We start from the raw sequence: 18,432 nt of genomic DNA on the forward strand, positions 1-18,432 counted from the left end.
ACCTCACCTGCCTCTCGTCGATGCCGAGGTGGGCTCGGCGGCCGTGGCCGCGTTGTCCCCTCCACGGATCTGTCTCATGGTCCCCCGGATGCCGGCGCGCACCCGGGGCAACGTCAACATGCCGACGCAGCCGGTCAGCAGCACCGCCAACGCCACCGCGAGGCCGGGCAGGCCGCGACCGCCCACCAGCACGCCGGCCGCGGCGGCCAGGCCCACACCGGCGATCGTGGCCGCCGCGGCACGCACCATCGCGGCGTCGAACAGCGGCTCCCGAACCACCGACCGGGCGAACCCGGCGGCGGTGAGGTTCTCGGTGGCGATGCCGGCCGCCCAGGCCACCGCCGCGCCCGTCGCGCCGTAGCGCGGGATGAGCCAGAGGCCCAGCGAGACGGTCACCGTCAACCCGGCCACTGTGGCGACCAGGTGCAGCCCGCTGCGTCCGCCCATCAGGAGCAGGCTCTGCACGTTGCCCACTCCGGTGTTGACGAGCATCGCCAGCGCGAGCACCGTCATCGCCGGCACACCGGCGGTGAACTCCGGCCCGAACAGTTGCAGGAAGGCCAGCGCGAACACCGCCAGCAGCAGGTACACCGGCCAGGACAGCACCAGGCCCCAGACGGTCAACTGCCGGTGCACCGCCGCCGCCGCGGCCCGCTCGCCCCGCCCGAGCAGCCGGGACAGCTGCGGCGACACCGCCACCCGCAGCCCCTGCATGGCCAGTTGACCGGCCAGCACGTACCGGCCGACGGCGCCGAACACACCGGCGTCCGCCGGGCCGGCCAGCACCGAGGTGAGCAGCACGCCCACCCACATGCTGCCGGCGTCGATGGCCGCCGAGGCGGCCCGGGGCAGCGCGAAGCGCCAGAACGTGGACCAGTCGGCGCGGCGCGGACGCAGCGTCGCGCCCCGGCCCAGCCCGAGCGGGCCGGCGACGAGGATGAGACAGGCCAGCAGCGCCAACGCCGCCGGCACCAACCAGCCGGTCATGCCGGCGAGCAGGCCACCACCGGCCAGGGCGGCCGCGCCGACCAGCGCCGGGCGGGCGATCGGCAGCAGCAGGAACTGCACCCCGACGTACGCCCGGATGGGCCGCACGCAGCGCAGCGCGGCCAGCAGCAGGGTCATCGTGACCACCACCGGCACCGCGGCGAACGTGACAGTGAGCAGCGCGCCGCCGCTCGCGCCGGAGCCGCCCAGCAGTCGGGGCGCGAGGGCGTCGGCGGCCAGCACGCCCGCGCCGGCGACCAGCAGCCCGGTCACCAGCGGCGGGATCAGCGCCACCGGGAGCACCCGGGCGGCATCACCGCGCACACCGGCGCTGCGGCGCGGCAGAGCCCACATCAGACCGGTTTCCGCGCCGAGCGTGCAGATCGCGGTGGCCACCGTGACGACCCCGATCGCGGCGAAGAACGCGCCAGCGCCGGCCGGGCCGTAGCTTCGGGTGATCACGACCGCCAGCACGAACCCGAACAGGCCGCTGGTGGCCGCGCCGAGCAGCCCGGCCACGCCGCTGCGCGCGCTGCGGCGGGTCTCGGCCGAGCCGGTGTCCCCAGCGGGCGACGGCGCGGCCTGACCCTCTACCGGGGTGGGCGTGGACCGGCCCTCGTCGGCGCCGGCCGACGGACGGGTCGCGGCGGTCACGCGGGCACCGGCGCGGCCCGCGCGGGCGTCGGCGACGACCCGGCCAACCGGGTCAGCCGTTCGCGTTCGGTGAGCGCCATCGCGAAGGCCACAGCGAAGAACGCGACAGCGAGGTTCTGGTTCGCCATGCCGTAGAACGGGACCTGCACGAGGCAGACCACCGGCACCACCGCCAGCCACTGCCCGGCCGCCGACGTCGCCCGCGCGCAGATCACCGCCGCGGCGACGAACCACGCCAGGAAGCAGATGAGCGCGGGTACGCCGTGGCTGAACAGCACCATCCACAGCTGCCCCTGGGTGCCGATCGGCGCGGCCGCCGACACGGTGTCGACGTTCACCGGAGCGCCGTAGCCCAACCAGGGCGACTCCTGCACGCGGCGGATCACCTCGGTGTAGAGCGAGAGCCGGTCGGTGTTGGTGTCGCTGGAGTCGACCCGCCTGCTGATCAGCTCGGTGATCGGGATGAACAGCGTGGCCAACCCGCCGATCACCACGACCCCGACGATGGACGCGGCCACCCTGACGTTGCCGCGCAGGCTGGCCCGCACTCCGAGCACCGCCAGCCCGGCGCCGAGGCTGAGGAACATCGCCCGGTTGAGGGTGAGGAACGCCGGCGCCAGCGACAGCGGCAGCGACGCCAGCAGCGCCCAGCGCAGCAACCCCTGCCGGCGCAGCATCGCGAACGCCACCACGCAGGGCAGGGTCATCGCGTACGCGCTGCCGTAGTTGTTGGTGTACGCGAACGGCGCGGCCGGCCGATAGATCGGGTTGAGCGAACGGGCGCTGTATTCAGCGGTGGTGAGGTGCACCATGTCCTGGATGAACGGGGTGCCGGCCACCCCACCGGGCAGCAGCACCTCCATCGGGGTCGTCATGGCCAGCCGGGGCACGAGCACCCCGAGCCAGCCCAGCGCCACCAGCCCGAACCAGAACGCGCAGAGCGGGGTGAGCACCGCCACCAGGCTGGCGCGTTCCCGGGCGGCCGCGTAGACGTAGACGCCGACCACCAACGCGGTCAGGTAGAAGGCCAGCCGCAGGGCGAACGTGAGCAGCGAGGCGGGCGACGACAACTGGGTGGCGCTGACCACCACGATGGCGAGGAAGAGCAGCCAGATGCCGGCCGCCGGCGGCAGCGGCACGCGCCCCCGGGTGAGCAGCAACGCGAACAGCAGCGCGCCCAGCAGCGGCCAGCCGAGGTAGAACGCGCCGAACAGCCACCAGAGCGGCACCAGGCCGAACATCATCGACAGCGGCCAGAGCGGCAGTTGCGGCGGCGCGAACGACGGCACCGGCGCGGACTCCTGGGGAGCGCCTCCGGGTGGTGGTTCGGTCGCCGGGGCGCGGGTCACCGACACGCTCAGGCCCGGCCGTTCCGGGTGAGCACGAAGCCCAGCGGGGTGACCCCGGCGGCGCGCAACCGCTCCACCAGGCGTCGCAGGTCACTCTGCCGGGTGCGGTCGCGCTCCACGACCACCACCGCGCTGCCCTGCCGGGCCACTGCCACGCCACGCTCGTCGGACTCGGCCGGCGGTGCGTTGAACAGGACCAGGCCGTGGTCCGCGCCCTGCCGCCAGGTGCCGAACCGGACACTGCCCACACCCACGACAACCTCGTCGGGGGTGACGACGCGACTGTTCTCCGGGCGGGCGGACGACACCCTCGGCAGCGTGAGTGTGGCATCGGGGTCGGTGGACGGGCGGGCACCGGGCGGGTGCGGGGAGGGCCGACGGGCGGGCGTGCTCTCCGTGGCGGCAGCAGCGGCGGGCGGTGTGCTGCCGGCCGGCCGGGGCTTGGGCACCAGCGGCCGGGACGGGTCGATGGGCAGCCGCCCCCGGTCGGCGAGAACGGTGGCCCGTAGCCGCTCGATCCGTCCGCTGTCGTCGGCGACGAAGACCTCCCGGCCGTCCACGGCGAGCGCCACAGCGAGCCCGGCGGTGAGCGCCGTGGCGTCCTCCCGGGCGGTGACCAGCGCCACCCGGGCCGGCTGCCGGACCCGCTCGGCGACCGCCATCGCCACGTACCGGACGTCGGCGTCGACCGCCCGGGGGCTACCCCGGAACGCCGGCCGGCGTACGGTGCCGAGCAGTGGAAGGCCGGAGGCCTCCCGACCGTCGGCGACCGAGCGGACCCTCCGGTCGGTCGACTCCCAGAGGTACGCCAGCACGATGCCGATCAGCGCGCCACCGAGCAGGCCGGCGACCAGGTAGAGCGGCCGGTGCCCGGCGGAGGTGACCAGCGCCTTCTCGGCTGTCTGGGTGACCCAGCCGGGGTTGACGTCGACCGCCGCGATCTCGGTGCGGGCGGCGTTGAGCTGGGTGAGCTGGTTGTTGATCCCGGCCAGCTCGGCCACCAGCGCGTCACCGGCGGCGGTGTCCTTGGCGGTGTTCGCCCGCTTCTGCAGGGCGGTCTGCTGGGCGGCGACCTTGGTAATGCTGGCGTCGTAGGAGCGCAGCATCTCGGCGCGCTGCTGCTCGTACATTGTGCGGCGCACGCTCAGGTAGGCCTCGGCGGCCATGTTGGCGCTCTGCACGGCCTGGTGCGCCTCGCCCGCCTGGTAGGTGAAGCGCAGGATCTGCCCACCGGTGGGCACCTCGACCTCGAGCGCGTCACGGATGTCGCGCGGATCGCCGCCCGCCGAGTCGGCGAGCCGCTGCACCACCTCGGTGCCGGTGGCGATGCCGCTCTCCACGTTCATGTTGACCGCGCGGTCGGCACCCGCGCCGCTGGGGGTGAAGGCGTCGGTCACCACCGGCCGGACCGCGACAACGGCGCTCGCGGACAGCGCCGCCGGCACCAGCAGCACGTAGCCGAGCGCGGCGAGCAGACCGACCATGGCGACCGCCGCCACCAACCGCAGCCGGTGCATCGGCACCCGCAGCAGGTCGGTCAGTGTCACGGCACGGGAGGTGCCGGAGGACGGGCCGTCCGTGGGCCAGGGGGCGGGCGCTGCATCAGTCATGGAACTTCTTCACCGTCTGTTGAGGATTACCGACGACCACGACGCCGGGCGGTACGTCCGTGCGGACCACCGTCGCCGCGCCGACGACGCTGTCCCGGCCGACCCGCACGCCCTTCAGGACCAGGGCGTGCGCACCGACCCAGACGTTCTCCTCGAGAACGATCGGGGCACGGGTGAGTGGGCCGGGCGGGGCGTGCCGCTGCGCGGGGGGCAGGTTGTGGAAGTCGTTGTCGAGCAACTCGCAGTCCGACAGGAGGCACCGGTCCCCCACTGTGACCGACGTCCAGGTGCCGATCCAGGTGGCGTTGAGCAGACAGTCCGCCCCGACGCGTACCTCGCCGGGTCCGGCGAAGCGGACGAGTTTGTTCAACCGGGTGCGGTCACCAATTGTCACCCGCACACCACGCCGCAACCGGATGCGGCCCCGGATCTCCACGTCCCGACCAAGCGTCAACCGTCGATAACGGAGCTGATACCAGCCGCGTTTGACCGCGAAGACCAGACGCACCACACGTCTCGTTCGGATGCCAGCGGCGCCGAGCAACGACCCTCCCCCACCGTCGCGGGCCGGCGGCGGTGGGTACCGCCACCGGCCCAACGTGAACAATCTACCGATGCTCCGTTACGAACGGTTGACCCTTACTGTACGGAGAAGAATGTCGATGGGGTAGACCAGGACAACTCGGGCGTCGCGCTGCTGATCACTGTCGCCGTGGTGCCGTTGACCACCGCGGTCGGGGCGGCCGTCGGGTCGAACGGCACGCTGCGCAGCGCGCCGTCGGTGGAGCCGTAGACGATCCGGCCACCCACCCAGGCCATGCCCCGCACCGCGGACCAGGTCACACCAGTGGTCGGCAGGGTGAACTCGGTGGCACCGAGGTAGCTGCCGTCGATCTCGAAGTAGCGGTAGTAGAGGTTGTTGGACCCGGTACGGGTGTAGTAGAGCCGGCCGTCGAGGAAGAAGGCGCCGGTCAGCAACGCCGGGTTGTACCAGTCGTTGTAGCCGGACGCCTCCCACGGCGAGCCGATGGCGCCTCCGTTGAAGAGCGAGATGTCGATCCGACTGCCGGTGGGCGTGCCGGCCACGGTGTGCGACCAGTAGATCCGGTCGTCCACCCGCCAGGTCGCGCCGGCCGCCGTGTACGCGGGCTGGCTGACGCTGGTAGCGGTGCCCAGCGCTGTGCCGTCGAACGGCACCTTCGCCACGGTGCCCGAGGCGGTGCCGAGGTAGAGGTTGCCGGTGGTGGCCGACGGCGGGTTCTTCGCCGTGAAGGTACGTCCGCCGGCGAGCGGGAACATGCCGAGCCGGCCGTGGTACTCCTCGCCCATGCCATCGGAGTTGTGCCCGAAGTAGAGGCCGTCCGAACCGCGCCAGAGCACGGGCACCGCCGAACCCCAACTGCTGGTGCCCGACGGCATCGACGCGCTGCCGCTGCGGCGCGGGTTCCAGTTCACCGGCATACCGGTCGCCGGGGTGACGGCGGCGATGCCGAGCCGGTCGATCGCGCCCGCGCCCGCGTTGTCGCTGGCGTTCGGGTTGTTCAACCAGCGGAAGTGCCCGCCCAGGTAGATCACGTTGTCCGCCACCTCGACTGAGGTGATGGTGTCGTTGCCGGTGAAGTCGACCCAGGTGGCGAGCTGGCCGCCGCCCCGCGCCGCGGTCTCGAAGCGGACCAGGGCGTCGCAGTACGCCGACGGCCAGCCGGCGCCGCCGTTGGTGCCGACCACGAACCAGGTGCCGTCGCCGCCGAACTTCACGTCCTGCACGTAGTGCACGAAGGTCGCCGGTGACGCGCACGGCGCGACGAACTTGTCGCTGCTCCAGTCGATCAGCGTGGGCGTCGCGGAGACGTCCACCAGTGCGATCTGGTTGCGCGGCAGGTCGTTCACGAGCGTGAAGTTGCCGCCGACGACCAGGGTGTCGCCGTCCGGTGCGACGTCGATGGTCCAGACGTACGACGTGGTGCTGTGCCGTCCCACAGTGGCGTCGATGCTGAAGCTCGGGTCGATCGCGCCGGTGGTCGCGTTGAGCCGGCCGAGACCGGCGTGCGCGGTGCCGTTGAGCCAGTTGAATGCCCCGGCCACGTAGAGCCAGTTGCCGTCCAGCGCCAGGTCGCGGACCGTGCCGCCGTCGGAGCGCCCGACCCAGCTGTCGATGATCGCGCCGGTCGACGGGTTGAGCGCCACCAGGTTCTTCCGGGAGACGCCGTTGACGTTCTTGAAGGTGCCGCCGACGATCAGCGTGCCGCCGGGGCCGGCGATGAGGGTGTTGACAGCGCCGTCGAGCACCGGCAGGAAGGTGGTCGACATGGTGCCGGTGGTCCGGTCGTACGCGAAGAGGTAGCGCTGCGTGATCCACGCAGAACTCGCGGTCTGCCGGAGCTGGGTGAAGCTGCCGCCGACGAAGACCGTGTTGCCCACCTGCGCGAAGGCACGGGTCTCACCGTCTCGGGCGTGCGGGGTAGCGTCGGCGGGGTTCGCCGACACCAGGGTCGCCGTGGTCGGGACCGGTACCACAGCGGCCGACGCGGTGGTGGGCACGCCCAGAGCTGCGGCGATGATCGCCAACGCGACCATCCCCGCCCGAGTACGACGTCGTCCTGCAAAACGCCACAAGTGCGAGAGTTTGGGCACGCTGCGCCTCCAGATTGGATGAGAACCCGAGGTAGCGTGCCTCGTCCAGCCTGGTTAACAAAATCCGCCGATTGGGCGGTGCATGAATCCGCAAGCCGACAGAACGCCGGAGGATCGGTTGTCCGACCCCCCGGCGACCGCCGTCCGGTCAGCCCGTTTCGAACGTCAGCGGTTACCTCCGGTGGGTTGCCGCAGGTAGGGGTCCTGGCCGGCCTTCGCGAAGCCGGCCACCGCCGAGGCGTCGTGGTTCATCGTCATGTCGCAGGTCGACGTGCGGCTGGTCATGCCGGCCGAGTTGAAGTAGATCGCCGCCTTGATCTTCGGGTGCGCCTTCAGCGCCGCCGGGAACTCCTGGAACCAGCGCTGCTTGGCGCCCAGGTCGGCGGAGTTGAAGTTGGTGCCGAACTCGGCGAGCATCCGGGGCTTGCCCGCGCCGATGCCGTTGTCGTCCAGCCACCGGTAGAAGCCACCGACAGTCGTGCTCGGGCTCTTCCACACAGTGCTGCCGTTGCAGACGTGGAAGTTGTACGGGTCGTAGGCCACCCAGTCGACGTACTGGTCGCCCGGGTACAGGCCGGCGTACCGCGAGTAGTGCCCGGACCAGCCCATCATCGTCCAGACCCAGACCGCGTTCGTCGCGCCTGCGTTGGCGAACCGCTGGTGGACGTAGCGCCAGGCCCTGACGAAGTCGGCGTCGCTGCCCTTGTTCGGCTCGTCCTCCGGCTCGTGGTCGAAGCCGATGAAGACCGGAACGCCAGCGGCCTTGATCCGGCCCGCGACCGCGTCGATGGTGTCGTCCTGCTTGCCGCCGTAGACGTCCGACCACTTGAGGGTGGTGCCGGCGGAGAAGTCACGCGACTCCCAGGCGAAGAACATCAACCGGCCTTCGCGCATCTGCTGCTGCTCGTACATGTCGGGGAAGGCGCCGTTGCTGCCGGCGTTGGAGAAGTCGTGGTAGCGGTGCACGATGTCGAACTTGCGCCCGACCTGCGTCTCCACGTCGACGACGGCCTTGCCGTGGTCCCAGCCACCGGCCGCCCCGGCGGGCGAGTACATGCCCCACCAGGCGCCACAGGACGGGACGAGCTTGTCCGAGACGGACCCACACTTGCCGGACGGGAGGGTGCCGCTGGCGCTCGGGGTCGCCGTCCGGGTCGGAGCGATGGTCGGCGACGGCTTCGGCGCGGCGGTGGTCGGCGACGCGCTCGGCGACGGCGGCGGTGCCGGCCGGGTGGGGGTCACCGGCGACGGCCGGGACCCGAGGTCGTAGCTGATCAGCAGGCTGGGTCGCAGGTCCGGGTTGCGGTTCTCGACCGACGCCCAGTAGATCCGGCTCTCCAGGCCACTCTGCGCCAACGAGACCGTCCAGGTGCCGTTGCCGGTGACCAGCTTGGAGACGTCCCACTCGTTGACGCCCTTGGACACGCTTGTCACGCTGTCCAGTGCGGCGCCGGCCGAGGTCAGCGGCGGCCGCGACTCGCGGGCGCTCAGCGGCGACGCGTGCGCCGTCACCGTGGCGGCGAACTGCTGCCAGGCGTGCACCCGCAGCGTCGCCCGGATGTTGACTGCGGTGGCCGGCACCGTGGTGACAGCGAACTCGATGACCGCCTCGCGGCCACCGCGCGGGTTGCCGTCGCAGCGCGTCGCGCAGGTCGCGAGGGTCGACTTGGCCGCGTTGTCACCGTCCTGTGAGACAGCGGTGGCGGTGGTGTCGGCCGCCGCCCGGATCGACAGGTCGTCGCTGGCCAGCAGCGGCATCATCGTCGCCACGATGCCGGCCACCACCGAACCGCCGACCACGCCGATGGCAATCGCCTTACGCCGGGGTCCGGAGCGGAACCGGGTGATGCGGTGCAGTCCGTGCCTGGTCAAGGAAACTCCCTGTGTCTGCGTCCGTAACGGTGAGCAGCGTATCGATGACCAGGACATGTGGCAGGTAGGACAGTTTTCCGTAAGCGCGTCTTAATCGTCAGCTAAGAAACGCCTCGGGGAAATCACTGCCGCTGGCCGCAGTGCGACCGATGCCCGCCACACACCTTGCCCGCGGAGCACGCGCGGAGTCAACGGGGCGCGTGGAGAGCCTGCCGCTGAGCCCGCTCATCCGCCCGCACGCCGCTGTAGTACCGCGGCCGCCGGCCCACGAACGCCCCCCGGAACCCCGTTCACAGTCAACGCCCTCGATGGCTGGGCTGCCTGTCCGGTCCGTCAGCCGGCGCGAGCGGCAGTCAGCGCGGCAGCCATCGCCGCCCTCGGCGCGGCCACGCCGGTGAACTGCTCGAACTGCCCGACGGCCTGGGCCAGCAGCAGGTCCAGACCGGAGACGATCCGGCAGCCGGCCCCGTTCGCGGCCGTCGCCAACGGGGTCGGCCACGGGTCGTACAGCGCATCGAAGTACACGGCGCCCGGCCGCCAGGCCACCGCGCCGGCCAGCGGGTCGGCGACCCCCTTGGGCACCGTGGAGACGACCACGTCGGCGGCGACCAACTGCCGGGGGGCATCAGCCCACGGAGCGAACGTCAGCGCGACACCCAGCGCGCCGGCCACCGGGCGCAGCTCGTCGACCGCCTCGGCTCGGCGGGCCACCACCGTCACCGCCGAGCACGCGAGCCGCGCGGCAGCGGCGAGCGCGGCGCGGGCGGTCCCCCCGGCGCCGAGCACCGTGACGGTGGCACCGGCGGTCACGCCGGCATCGGTGAGCACCCGCACCATGCCGGCGACGTCGGTGTTGTCCGCGTACCAGGAGCCGTCCGGACGGCGTACCAACGTGTTTGCCGCGCCGACGGCGACGGCGACCGGCGAGGCCGCGTCGGCCACGGCGAGCGCGGCCTCCTTGCCCGGCATGGTCACCGACAACCCGGCCCACTCCGGGCCCAGGCCGGCGACCAGATCCGGCAGCTCCGCCGCCGCGCACTCGATCCGGGTGTACGACCACCCGGTCAGCCCTGCGGCGACGTAACCCGCGGTGTGGATCACCGGGGAGAGGGAGTGCGCGATCGGCTTGCCCAGCACCGCGGCCCTACGGATCGACACGATCACCGCCGGTCGCGGCCGGTGGCCCGGTCACTGTCGACATCACTTCCCCGCTCTCCCGCGCACGTCGGAATCGACAGTACCCAGCACTCCGGCCCGGGCACCAGGCAACCGGCTCTGCGGCCACCCCGGGCGACCGCGTCATCGCGTGACGCCCCATCGACGTTGGTAAAAGCATTTTCGGCGACGGAAGGGCCGACCAAAAAGGGAACCTGAACCACAAAGGCTCCCTTCCCGGCGGGGACCATAATTGCGGTCGCAGTGGGAAGGGAGCCTTTACGGCGTGACCCGGCCGGTCAGATGATGCCAGCCTCCTTGGCCTTGTTCTCGTTGCGCTTGTGCTGCTCGTACGTCTCGGCGAACGCGGAGTGACCCTTATCGTCGATGGCCACGAAGTAGAGCCACTTGCCGGGCGGCGTGTCCATCGCCCCTTCCAGGGCCTGCTTGCCCGGATTGTTGATCGGGGTGGGGATCATTCCGCGCAGCTTGCGGTTGTACGGGTTCTTCTGGTCGTCCAACTCGGCCGCCGTCATCTGCTTGGACGACTTGGTCGGCTTACCGATCGACTCCAGGTAGTAGTTGACGGTGACGTCCATTTCCAGGCAGTTGCAATCGAACTCGCCGTACGCGCGGTTGTAGGCCACCCTGGCGACCTTGCCGAGGTCGTCCTTGTTGCCCGCCTCGGCCTGGGCGAGGGAGGCCACGATCAGCGCCTCGTACGGGCTGACCTTGCGTTCCTCCTGCACCCGGTCGGCGAACTTCATCTCCCCCGTCACCGACAGGAAGCGGTTCACCATCAGCTTGAGGATGCTCTCGGCGGTGGACTTCGGCGGGATCTCGTACGTGTCCGGGAAGAGGAAGCCCTCGACGGACTTGACGCTCTTCTTGCCGTCGCCGCGCTCGAACCACCAGTCCGGAACGCCGAGCCCTTCCGGGTCCTTCGCGGCGGCCTGGAAGTCCTTGACCGGGATCTTGGTCTTCTCGGAGAGCAACTTGTAGATGTTGAAGCTGGTGCGGCCCTCGGGGATGGTCAGCCCGTTGACGATCTTGTTCTTCAGGTCGAGCATCGCGGTCACCGCGTTCGTGCCGCTCATCTGCTTGCGCAGCTTGTACGTGCCCGGCTGGATGTTCTTGCTGCGCGAGTTGGCCTCGGCCGCCTCGATGAACGCCTTCTGGCTCTTCACCACGTCCGCCGCGACGAGGGCGTCGGCCATGTCGGCGATCAACGCGCCGTTCTTGATCTCGACGGTGACCTCACCGGCCCCGCTGCCGTCGTAGTCGGGGGTGACGAAGTAGTTCTGGATGCGGTCGAAGCCGTAGAACGCGCCGCCGCCGATGCCGCCCAACAGGAACAGGGCCATCAGCAGGGCCAGGAATGTCTTGCCCCGGCCGCCGCCGCCGCCGGACCCGCTCTTGCCCTTGCGGAAGCCGCGCCGGTGCCGACCCTTCTCCCCCCGCTCCGGCTCGTCGAACCCAAGATCCAGATCGTCGATCATTACGTCCGCCTCCGCTGCGCGTCCAGCCAGCTCTGCAGGATCTCCACCGCGGCCGCCTGATCGACAACCGCACGTTGACGTTTACCTCGGACGCCACGCTCGGCAAGCCTACGAGAAGCGACCACGGTCGACATCCTCTCGTCAGTGAGCGTTACCGGGACAGGCGCTATCACATCGACCAGTCGGTCAGCGTACGCCTTCACATGGACGGCCGCAGGGCCATGCTTGCCGGCGAGATTGACCGGAAGACCGACGACAACCCCGACGGCCTCGTGTTCGGCCACCAGCGCGGCCAGCTCGGCGAGGTCGCTCGGCACCGCGTCCGGCGCTGCCGTGAGATCGCGGGCCAGGGTGACCAGCGGCGTTGCCAGGATTCCGTCCGGATCCGAGCGGGAGACGCCCACCCGCACCTGACCGACATCCACGCCGATCCGCACACCACGCGTCGACTCAGCCACCGAACGTCACCACCGGCCGGGAACGAACCAGGGCGGACCAATCGGCCCGCCCTGACTCACAGTGATGATCTATCACGCCTCGGTGATCGCCTTCTCGACGGTGAGCAGCAGGTTCGGCGCCTCGGCCGCTGGCAGACCGCCACCCTGAGCCAGGTCGGGACTGCCACCGCCGCGCCCGGAGAACGCCGCCTTCACCAGATCCGACGCGGCCAGGCCCCGGCTGCGGGCCGCCGCGTTGACAGCCACCACCAGTGACGCCTTGCCGTTCGACCGCGCCGCCACCGCCACGACCGCCGGCCGCGCCGGGTCGATCTTGCCGCGGATCTCCTGGGCCAGGGTGCGCACGTCGTTGCCGGCCGCGCCCTCCGGCGCCTCGGTGCCCACGTACGCGACCCCGCGCACGTCCTTGGCCTGCGCCGCGAGCGCCGCCGCGCCACCCAGCACCAGCTGGGCCCGCAGCTTCTCCAGCTCCTTCTCGGCGTCCCGAAGCTGGGTGACGGTCTGCTCCACCCGGTCGGCGACCTGATCGTTCGGCACCCGGTACAGCTCGGCCAACCGGGAGACCAGCAGGTGCTCCTTGGCCAGGAACCCGAACGCGTCCATGCCGACCAGCGCCTCGACCCGGCGCACGCCGGAACCGATCGACGACTCGGAGAGGATCTTCACGAGGCCGAGCTGGGCCGAACGGGCCACGTGCGTGCCCCCGCACAGCTCCCGGGCGTAGTCACCCACCTCGACGACCCGCACCTCCTCGCCGTACTTCTCGCCGAAGAGCGCCATCGCGCCGATCCGCCGCGCCTCCTCCAATGAGGTGATGAAGGCGTGCACCTCCAGGTCGGCCAGGAGAACCTCGTTGACCTGCTGCTCCACGTCGCGCAGGACGCTCGGCGAGACCCCGGTCGGGGTGTTGAAGTCGAACCGGAGCCGACCGGGAGCGTTCAACGACCCGGCCTGCGTGGCCGACTCACCGAGGAAGTTGCGCATGGTCTGGTGCACCAGGTGCGTGGCGGTGTGCGACCGGGAGATCGCCCGACGTCGGGTCGTGTCGATCTCGGCGAAGCCGGCCTCACCGGCGCGTACCTCGCCCCGGATCACCCGGGCGCGGTGCACGATCAGACCGGGCACCGGCTGCTGCACGTCGAGCACCTCGACCTGCCCGCCACCAACCGTGATCATGCCCTGGTCGGGCTGCTGGCCACCGCCCTCGGCGTAGAACGGGGTGGTGTCCAGCACCAGCTCGATGGTGTCGCCCTCGGTCGCCGCCTGACGCGGGCCGTCGGCGCCGAGCAGCGCCCGCACCGTCGACTCGCGGGACACCTCGCTGTACCCGGTGAACGTCACCGGCCCACCCGCGTCGAGCACCGACCGGTACGCCGACAGGTCGACGTGCCCCGTCTTGCGGGCCTGCGCGTCCGCCTTCGCCCGGGTCCGCTGGTCGGCCATCAGCCGCCGGAAACCCTCGTCGTCGACGGTGAGGCCCTGCTCCGCGGCGATCTCCAGGGTCAGATCGATCGGGAAGCCGTAGGTGTCGTGCAACTGGAACGCCTTCGCGCCGGACAGCGCCGAACCACCCGCCGTGCGGGTCTCCGCGATCGCGGTGTCCAGGATCGTCGTGCCCGCCCGCAGAGTGGACAGGAACGCCTCCTCCTCCGCGTACGCGTAATCAGCGATCCGGTCGAAGTCGGTGGCCAGCTCCGGGTACGACGGCGCCATGCAGTCCCGCGCCACCGGCAGCAGCTCGGGCAGCGCCCGGTCCTGCCAGCCCAGCAACCGGATCGACCGGATCGCCCGGCGCATGATCCGACGCAGCACGTAGCCGCGGCCCTCGTTGGACGGGGTCACGCCGTCGCCGATCAGCATCAACGCCGTGCGCACGTGATCGGCGATCACCCGCAGCCGGACGTCGTCCGGGTGCGACTCGCTGGCCACATGCCCGGAGTGCGCGCCGTACCGCTTGCCTGTCAACTCCGCCGCCCGGGCCAGGATCGGCCGGACCTCGTCGATCTCGTACAGGTTGTCGACACCCTGCAGGATCGAGGCCATCCGCTCCAGGCCCATGCCGGTGTCGATGTTCTTCGCCGGCAGGTCACCCAGGATCGGGTAGTCCTCCTTGGTCGTGCCCGGACCCCGCTCGAACTGCATGAACACGAGGTTCCAGTACTCCATGTACCGGTCCTCGTCGACCGCCGGGCCGCCCTCGCGGCCGTACTCCGGACCCCTGTCGTAGAACAGCTCCGACGACGGACCGCACGGCCCGGGAATGCCCATCGACCAGAAGTTGTCAGCCTTGCCCCGGCGCACGATCCGTTCGGCCGGCACGCCGACCGACCGCCAGATCTCGTACGCCTCGTCGTCGTCGAGGTAGATCGTCGGCCAGATCCGCTCCGGGTCCAGCCCGTACCCACCCTCGGCGATCGGCTTCGTGGACAACTCCCAGGCCAGCGGGATCGCGCCGGCCTTGAAGTAGTCACCGAAGGAGAAGTTGCCGTTCATCTGGAAGAACGTGCCGTGCCGGCTGGTCTTACCGACCTCGTCGATGTCCGGGGTGCGGATGCACTTCTGCACGCTCACCGCCCGCTGGTACGCGGGCGTCTGCTGACCCAGGAAGTACGGGACGAACTGCACCATGCCGGCGTTGACGAACAGCAGGTTCGGGTCGCTGATGGCGGGCAGCGGAGCGGACGGCACCACGGTGTGGCCATTCGCCTCGAAGTGCGCGAGGTACCGCCGCTTGATCTCCGCCGTCTTCATCGCTGGTGTTCCTCCGGAAAGATTTCTCGATCGCCGATTCGCGGGTCTTCCCGCAGGTCGGCGAACTTGTCGTCGAACGCCTCGCCCTGGGCGAACGCGTGGTGGATCTCCTGCTCGCGTTCGGCCATCCCGACCCGGACGTCCTCCACGAAACTACGCAGCGACTCGACGAGCCCGCCAGCGGATTCCGTCAGCGAGCTGGCGATGCCCGCCGGCGTGTACGCCTGCGCGGTCCGGGTCGCCTTGCGGACCACGATCACCCCGACGGCCACCCCGATGCCGAGCCAGAACAAGCGCCTCATGTCCCGCTACCTCCTGGTGCGCCGGGTCGGTCAGCTGTTGCCGCGTCGCGCGGCCCGTCGCTGCTGCTTGATGGTGTCGCGTACCTCGCGCTCGGTCTCGGCGTGCCGGCGGCCGGCGGCGGCCTTGCGTACGCCGTAGCCGAACGCGGCAACCTTGACCAGGGGGTTGGCGGCCGCGGCGGAGACGACGGTGGCGAGGTTGGCGACGTTGGCGGTGACGTTCTGCGCGTGGCTGGTCATGGTGTCGACCTTCGCCAGTTGGAGGTTCACACCGTCGAGCGAGGTCTGCACCTGCTCCAGGGCGGTGTTGACGTTCTTCACAGTGGTGTTCACGTCACCGAGCAGCGGCGCGGTCCGGTCGTTCAGGTCGTTGATCATGCGGGTGGTGGCGTCAACCGTGTGCCGCAGCCGCAGGATGGGCAGCGTCAGGATGAGCACCAGCACCGCGAACGCGGATGCCGCGATCAGCGCCGCGATCGCTCCAATGTCGCCCACGCCTGTCCTCCTCAAGCAGAAGTTCCGCAGGACCCGACGTCCCCGGAACGCACAACCATGCCACCCGTACCGGCCGCCGAGCCGTCGGCGGTCACCGGTGACGGGCGTGCCCGCCAGCCCCAGACCCTACCGTCCGTGATGGAGACCGGCTCAGGACGGTGAGGGTGTCTGCTCACCCAGCGGATCCGCACTGACAGTTGGGAACGGATCCTCACCGGTCAGTGACGGGTCGGTGGTCGGCTGCGGCCTGGTCCGCTCGTCGTCTATCGCATTGCGCACCTTCACCGACACCAACGAGCCGGTGCACTCGGTCGCAGCGGCCGACGGGTCGCCGGACGGCACGATCGCCGGCTCGCCGTCCACCGGCGGCGGCACACAGGTCGGTTCGCGTACCCACAGGTCGAGGGTCAACTCGTCGCGACGCCAGCAGGTGTAGCTGCCCTTCGTCTGCTGCTCCGGGCAGCGGCTCACCTTCCACGGCTGCCACCCGTCCCGGCGCAGCGCGTCCTCGTAGACCTGCGCCGTCTCCTTTGGCGCCTTCTCCGAGGTCACCGTGCGCTCCCGCAGCCGGCAGTCGAGCAGGCACCAGCGGCTGCCGCTGACGTCGTCGACAGTCTTCGCGGCCGCCCAGCCGGGCACGCCGAGCTGGTCCAGGTTGTCGAAGACCGGGTCACGGCTCAGCGTCCGGATGCCGAAGAAGAGCGGCAGCGCGCCGAGCAGCACGACGCTGACCAGCACCAACACCGCCGCGCGCAGGCGGCGTCGTTCACGGGTCTGCCGGCGTTCCTCGGAGCGGGCGCCCGGTGCGGCGTCGTCGTCCGGCGCGTCCTGACCGGCCGGGCGCAGCGGCGGCCCGTCGGAGGGTTCCGGTTCCGGCCGGTCCACCGGGCCGGGCACTGAGGGCACCACGGCGGCGGCGCGGGCCACGCCGACGGGCTCGGCGGCGCGTCCGGGCGGCGGCACGGGGGCGACACCGCTCGGCTCGGCACGGCCGGGCTCCCGACTCGGAGGCGCTGCGCGTCCGGCGGCACGGTCGGCCGGCGCGGGTCGCCCGGCCGGCGCCGCACCACGGGCCGGCCCGGGCTCACCGGTCGTCCGGTCGTCGGTTGGCGGTTGCCCGCCGGGTGGGCGGACGGCGGCACGAGCCGGACCGTCCGGACGGGAACGTGGCGGACCGTCGACACCCGGCGGCACTGCCGCACGAGCCGACCCGTCCGGACGGGTCGCGTCCCGGGGTGCCGCATCGCCACCCGGGCCGGGGCGCAGGGGGCCGTCAGCGCCACGGCGCGCGGCGCCGGGTGCCGGCGCGTCGCCCGGGATGGGGCGGGCCCGGCCCGGTGGGACGGAGCGGGCAGCGCCCCGAGCGGCGGGACCGGCGCCGGGTCGACCACCGGCGTAGGGGTCGTCGCCGTGGTCGCTCACCGGCCCGGGTCGGCCGGGGACAGCCGTACCGTCGGGACCGGATTCGGCCGGTCCACGCCGTCGTCGGCCGGTCGGATCCGGGGCGGGCGGTGCGTCCGGGCCGGGCCCCGCCACGGCACGGCCGCGCTGAACAGTGGGGTCCGGAGTCGGCACCGCCGCAGCGCCCCGCCCACGGGCGGGGCGGTCACCGGGCGGCGGGGGGTAGGTGAGGGCGTGCTCTCCGGTGGATCCCGACCCGTCGGGCCGGACCGCGCGACGACCGTTCGGTGCGTCCGCGCCCGGGTCGGCCGGCGGGCCGGCGGGCCGGCGGGCGGCGCCGCGTTCCGCGGCCGGGTCGGGCACGGCGAGCCGACCGGACGCCTGGTCGGTGAGGTCTCCCGACCCGGTGGGCGACGCCGGACGGCGACCCCCGGCCGGCGGACCGCCGTCTCGACGGTTGACCACCGGCAGGCCGGGGTCGGTGTGTGGCAGGCGGCCGGCCTGGCGCAGCCAGTCCGCTGGCCGCTCCGGGCGGTCCGGCCGGTCCGGGCGGGCTTCGCCGCCGGGCGGCGTTCGGCGTTCCGGTTCATCGGAGACGACCCGGCGGCGACCGGTGCCGTCGGCGGGGCCGGTGGTGGGCAGGGCGCCGCTGTGCGCGCCGGTCGCCTCGGGCACCGCCGACGCGTTCCCCGAGCGGGGCACGGGTGGCGCGTTACCCGAGCGGGGCACCACCGGCTCGTCGGGTTCCGCGGCGCGGCGACGCCCGCCGGCTGTCGGACGGGGACCCTCCGACGCGCGCCCGGCGGGCTCGGGTGCGCCGGGGTCGGCCGGACCCGGACGACGCCGGGCGGTACGCGGGTCACTGTCGATGGCGGGGTCGGGCCGCAGGCTGTCCGCGGCCGGCGGCACGACACCAGCCGGCGCGCCATCGAAGCGGGCCGGCCCGGGGGCGGCGGGTGCTCCGCCGGCCCGCGTCGGGTCGGGTGCCGAGCCGGCGGCGCGGCGACCGGCGGGCGTGCCGTCGGCGGGCGGCCGGGCACGACCGGGTTCGACCTGTTGCTCCGGGCCGGGTCGGCGGACCGGCGGACCGGCATCCGGACGGCGCAGCGGCGGCATGGCGTCGGGCGCGGCGGGGTCCTGATGACGGCCCGGCGGAACAGCGGCGTCCGGACGGCGGGCCGGCGACGCGGGGACACCGACTCGGCTTCGCCAGCGGTGACCGCGATCAGGTGCCACACACCTGCCGGCGTCCGGTGGTAGTAGCG

General features: G+C 72.0%; 13 protein-coding genes. All 13 read right to left on the reverse strand.

The features are described 5' to 3' along the window. Positions 1-3: 3 nt before the first annotated feature. Positions 4-1,641 (reverse strand): lipopolysaccharide biosynthesis protein, encoded by a 1,638-nt coding sequence (locus tag AB0K35_RS33300; RefSeq protein ID WP_363890534.1) that lies wholly within the window; start codon positions 1,639-1,641, stop codon positions 4-6. Next, entirely contained in the window at positions 1,638-2,990 is a 1,353-nt protein-coding gene (locus tag AB0K35_RS33305; protein ID WP_238671616.1) for an O-antigen ligase family protein, read from the reverse strand. The genes AB0K35_RS33300 and AB0K35_RS33305 overlap by 4 nt, the downstream gene beginning before the upstream one ends. Before the next feature lie 8 nt (positions 2,991-2,998). Next, entirely contained in the window at positions 2,999-4,600 is a 1,602-nt protein-coding gene (locus AB0K35_RS33310) for a lipopolysaccharide biosynthesis protein (RefSeq protein ID WP_238671617.1), read from the reverse strand. Then, positions 4,593-5,111: a DapH/DapD/GlmU-related protein gene (locus AB0K35_RS33315; RefSeq protein ID WP_238671618.1), complete on the reverse strand. Its 519-nt coding sequence runs from the start codon at positions 5,109-5,111 to the stop codon at positions 4,593-4,595. The genes AB0K35_RS33310 and AB0K35_RS33315 overlap by 8 nt, the downstream gene beginning before the upstream one ends. 128 nt (positions 5,112-5,239) lie before the next feature. Further along, entirely contained in the window at positions 5,240-7,177 is a 1,938-nt protein-coding gene (locus AB0K35_RS33320) for a hypothetical protein (RefSeq protein ID WP_238671619.1), read from the reverse strand. A gap of 222 nt (positions 7,178-7,399) precedes the next feature. Next, a complete protein-coding gene (locus AB0K35_RS33325) occupies positions 7,400-9,106 on the reverse strand; it encodes a glycosyl hydrolase (RefSeq protein WP_238671620.1) in 1,707 nt (568 codons plus the stop codon). 333 nt (positions 9,107-9,439) lie between these two features. After that, positions 9,440-10,267, reverse strand: coding sequence for a shikimate dehydrogenase (locus AB0K35_RS33330; protein ID WP_238671628.1), 828 nt, complete (start codon positions 10,265-10,267; stop codon positions 9,440-9,442). A gap of 293 nt (positions 10,268-10,560) precedes the next feature. Further along, positions 10,561-11,760, reverse strand: coding sequence for an endolytic transglycosylase MltG (mltG, locus tag AB0K35_RS33335; protein WP_238671621.1), 1,200 nt, complete (start codon positions 11,758-11,760; stop codon positions 10,561-10,563). Beyond that, on the reverse strand, positions 11,760-12,218 hold the full coding sequence (ruvX, locus tag AB0K35_RS33340) for a Holliday junction resolvase RuvX (protein ID WP_238671622.1): 459 nt from the start codon (positions 12,216-12,218) through the stop codon (positions 11,760-11,762). The genes mltG and ruvX overlap by 1 nt, the downstream gene beginning before the upstream one ends. A gap of 72 nt (positions 12,219-12,290) precedes the next feature. Then, positions 12,291-14,969, reverse strand: a complete 2,679-nt coding sequence (gene alaS, locus AB0K35_RS33345; protein ID WP_238671623.1) for an alanine--tRNA ligase — start codon at positions 14,967-14,969, stop codon at positions 12,291-12,293. Continuing rightward, positions 14,966-15,271, reverse strand: coding sequence for a hypothetical protein (locus tag AB0K35_RS33350; RefSeq protein ID WP_091401860.1), 306 nt, complete (start codon positions 15,269-15,271; stop codon positions 14,966-14,968). The genes alaS and AB0K35_RS33350 overlap by 4 nt, the downstream gene beginning before the upstream one ends. A gap of 30 nt (positions 15,272-15,301) precedes the next feature. Continuing rightward, positions 15,302-15,766 carry a DUF948 domain-containing protein gene (locus AB0K35_RS33355; RefSeq protein ID WP_112677951.1) on the reverse strand — a complete coding sequence of 155 codons (465 nt, stop codon included), beginning with the start codon at positions 15,764-15,766 and terminating at the stop codon, positions 15,302-15,304. 150 nt (positions 15,767-15,916) lie between these two features. Next, complete coding sequence (locus AB0K35_RS33360) at positions 15,917-16,612, reverse strand: hypothetical protein (protein ID WP_238671629.1); 696 nt, start codon at positions 16,610-16,612, stop codon at positions 15,917-15,919. Positions 16,613-18,432: the final 1,820 nt, after the last annotated feature.

It is taken from the genome of Micromonospora sp. NPDC053740, from assembly GCF_040677775.1.
GTDB lineage: Bacteria > Actinomycetota > Actinomycetes > Mycobacteriales > Micromonosporaceae > Micromonospora > Micromonospora alfalfae.

Excerpts from the sequence above, each read along its gene's own strand:
- alaS (WP_238671623.1), bottom strand. The coding sequence starts at position 14,969 with ATGAAGACGGCGGAGATCAAGCGGCGGTACCTCGCGCACTTCGAGGCG.
- AB0K35_RS33350 (WP_091401860.1), bottom strand. The coding sequence starts at position 15,271 with ATGAGGCGCTTGTTCTGGCTCGGCATCGGGGTGGCCGTCGGGGTGATC.
- AB0K35_RS33310 (WP_238671617.1), bottom strand. The coding sequence starts at position 4,600 with ATGACTGATGCAGCGCCCGCCCCCTGGCCCACGGACGGCCCGTCCTCC.
- mltG (WP_238671621.1), bottom strand. The coding sequence starts at position 11,760 with ATGATCGACGATCTGGATCTTGGGTTCGACGAGCCGGAGCGGGGGGAG.
- AB0K35_RS33320 (WP_238671619.1), bottom strand. The coding sequence starts at position 7,177 with ATGGTCGCGTTGGCGATCATCGCCGCAGCTCTGGGCGTGCCCACCACC.